Source organism: Vibrio sp. 10N.222.46.A1 (assembly GCF_041473595.1).
Taxonomy (GTDB): Bacteria; Pseudomonadota; Gammaproteobacteria; order Enterobacterales; family Vibrionaceae; genus Vibrio; species Vibrio tasmaniensis_A.
In genome coordinates this window covers 1-239 of the sequence record NZ_JBFRSN010001545.1, presented here as the reverse complement: position 1 = coordinate 239, position 239 = coordinate 1, and the positions used below count along the sequence as shown (strand labels likewise).

At 41.8% G+C, this 239-nt stretch carries 1 pseudogene; it reads left to right on the top strand.

Annotated features, from left to right (window positions below):
- Positions 1–7: 7 nt before the first annotated feature.
- Positions 8–239 (top strand): annotated as a pseudogene (locus AB4496_RS27970) (type VI secretion system contractile sheath large subunit); the annotation flags it as partial.

Here is a 239-nt window from a genome sequence, read left to right as displayed (position 1 = left end):
AGGAGTAATGAGTACTGAAACAGAGAATCAAGCGCAAGCAGAAGCGACAGAAGGCTCACTCAGCTTTCTAGACCGAGCGATTGAAGCAACCACTCAAACTCCGGCAGATACAACGAAAGAACTGTTTTCTGTACTTACAGAGCAAGCACTTTCTGGAACAGTAACGTGGGATAAAAACGTTACTAAGACGATTGAGAATGCAATCTCTGAGATAGATAAGAAACTATCTCAACAGTTAT